General features: G+C 77.4%; 3 protein-coding genes. 2 read left to right on the plus strand and 1 reads right to left on the minus strand.

Going from position 1 to position 2,183, the window contains the following annotated elements:
• Positions 1 to 835: hypothetical protein (locus E1300_RS49175; RefSeq protein ID WP_131764110.1), on the plus strand; the 835-nt coding region annotated here is incomplete at its 5' end.
• Positions 836 to 867: 32 nt separating this feature from the next.
• Here the strand turns inward: E1300_RS49175 and E1300_RS49180 are convergent.
• On the minus strand, positions 868 to 1,596 hold the full coding sequence (locus E1300_RS49180) for a spheroidene monooxygenase (protein ID WP_242619914.1): 729 nt from the start codon (positions 1,594 to 1,596) through the stop codon (positions 868 to 870).
• Here E1300_RS49180 and E1300_RS49185 point away from each other — a divergent pair.
• Positions 1,571 to 2,183 (plus strand): glycerol-3-phosphate acyltransferase (locus tag E1300_RS49185; RefSeq protein ID WP_131764111.1); only part of this gene is annotated, 613 nt, incomplete at its 3' end. The two genes, E1300_RS49180 and E1300_RS49185, sit on opposite strands and share 26 nt — an antisense overlap.

Below are 2,183 nucleotides of genomic sequence, written 5' to 3' on the forward strand. Positions count from 1 at the left end.
CACCACCTCCTCGACCGGCCGCGGAACGCCCCCACGCGGACCGCGATCGGCGCCGCGGTCGTCGCCTGGTACGGCAACCTATGGGCGGCGGGCGGCCCGGCGGGAGGGCGCCGCGTTCGTGTCGGCGGGCTCCACCGGCGCCGTCGTGACCAGCGCGGTCCGCGTCCTCGGCCGGCGCGAGGGCGTCCCGCGCCCGGCGCTCGCCGTCGCCCTCCCGTCGCTGACCGGCACGACCGTCCTGCTGGACGCCGGGGCCACCGCCGACCCGACGGCGGAGATGGTCGCGCGGCACGCGGTCCTCGGCACCGAGTACGCCCGCCGCGTCCTCGGGGTGGCGGACCCGTCGGTCGGGCTGCTGTCGATCGGCGCCGAGCCGGGCAAGGGCGACCGGCTCGCCCGCGACGCCGCCCGGCTGCTGCCGGGCCTGCCCGTCCGCTTCCACGGCAACGTCGAGGGCCACGACGTCCTGACCGGGACCGTGGACGTCGTCGTGACGGACGGCTTCACCGGCAACGTCGCGCTGAAGACCATCGAGGGCTGCGTCCGGACCACCCTCGCCCTCGTCGCGCGGGCCGGGATCGCCGACCCGGCCCGGCTGCGCGAGGTCGCGCGGCTCTACGCCGCCGAGACGCACGGCGGCGCGGCCCTGCTCGGCCTGACCGGCACGGTCGTCGTCGCGCACGGCTCGTCCCGGCGGGCGGCGATCGCCCGCGCCTGCGTCATGGCCCGCGCCCTGGCCGCGGACGAGCCCATCGCCCCGCCTGGCGAGCCGGACATCGCACCGGCACACGTGATCCCCGCCCCGGCGCACGAACGTCCAGCACACCTCGCATGAAGCATCCAAGGAATGCGCACAGCGTGCGGTGGTCAGGGCGGAAGGTCGGGGGCCAGGGGGTTTCGGCCGTCCCAGGTGCCCTCGCTCCCGTAGGGGGCGAAGCGGGCGAAGAGCTCTTCCGCGTACCAGCCCTCCCGGCGCACGCGCCGCATGACGTCGTGGTGCGCGTCGCCGTGGTAGGCGAAGCGGGCGATGGCGGACTCGTCCTCCCACAGCGAGAACGTCGCCTGCCGGACCAGCGGCCACTCGCCCGCGCCGACCGACGCGACGCAGCCGTCCTGGCGGCGCAGCAGGGCGTCGACGTCCGGGACCGACCGGTAGAACGCCGCCAGCCGGGACGCGCGGATCGACGCCCTGGTCAGCACGGCCACCGGCCCGGACCCGCCCCTGGTCCCGCGTCCGGTCCCCGCGTGCCCGGCGAACGGGTCGCGGCCTCCCCAGCGGCCCCGGGAGCCCAGCGGCGCCAGGCGGACGTGCCACGCCTCCTCCGCCGCGTCGCGCCAGCGCGCCGCCACCGGGGAGGACGCGAGGAACCGGTCGAGGGCGGGCTCGGCGTCCCACACGGCGAACAGCGCCCAGCGGCGCAGGTCGGCGCCGAGGGTCATGGAACGGCCCCGGCCGGTCCCGAGCAGCCGCCAGAAGGACAGCCCGGCGGTGCCGCGCAGCACCGGCCGGTCGAACGCCATGAACGGCATGGCGTCGACACCCGCGTATCGGATGAGGTGGAACGAGGCGATGGTGCCTGTGCTCGCGGCGGTCATCGGCGGTTACCTGCTCGGCTCGGTGCCGGTGGCGGTGCTCGCCTGCCGCGCCCGCGGCTTCGACCCGCGCGAGGCCGGTGACCGCAACCCGGGGTTCTGGAACGTCATGGAGCTCCTCGGATGGCGGGCCGCCGTCCCCGTCTTCGCCGGGGACATGCTCAAGGGGACGCTCGCCGGGCTGCTCGGCCTCGCGGTCAGCGGGGCGGACACGGGCACGGCGTGGACGGTCGCGGGCGGGAGCGTCCTGCCCGTGTACGCGGCGGTGGCGGCGGCGATGCTCGGCCACGCCTGGCCGGTGTTCGCCGGATGGCGCGGCGGGCGCTCCATCCTCGCCTTCGCCGGCGGGTTCGCCGTGATCTGCCCGCCCGCGTTCGCGCTCGGCGTCGCGCTGCTCGTCCTGGTGAGCCTCGCCCGGCGCTCGTTCGCGCTCGGGACGCGGGTCGCCGTGTTCGCGCTGCCCGCCCTCCAGCTCGCGTTCGCGCCCGTCGCGCACGTCGCGGGCACCGGGCTGCTGATGTGCCTCATCGGGCTGCGCTTCGGCCAGGCGTCGCTGGGCGGGCGCCGCGGGCGCGCCGGTGGGAGCCGCC

The organism is Actinomadura fibrosa (assembly GCF_900659615.1).
Lineage (GTDB): Bacteria > Actinomycetota > Actinomycetes > Streptosporangiales > Streptosporangiaceae > Spirillospora > Spirillospora fibrosa.

Excerpts from the sequence above, each read along its gene's own strand:
- E1300_RS49180 (WP_242619914.1), bottom strand. The coding sequence starts at position 1,596 with ATGACCGCCGCGAGCACAGGCACCATCGCCTCGTTCCACCTCATCCGA.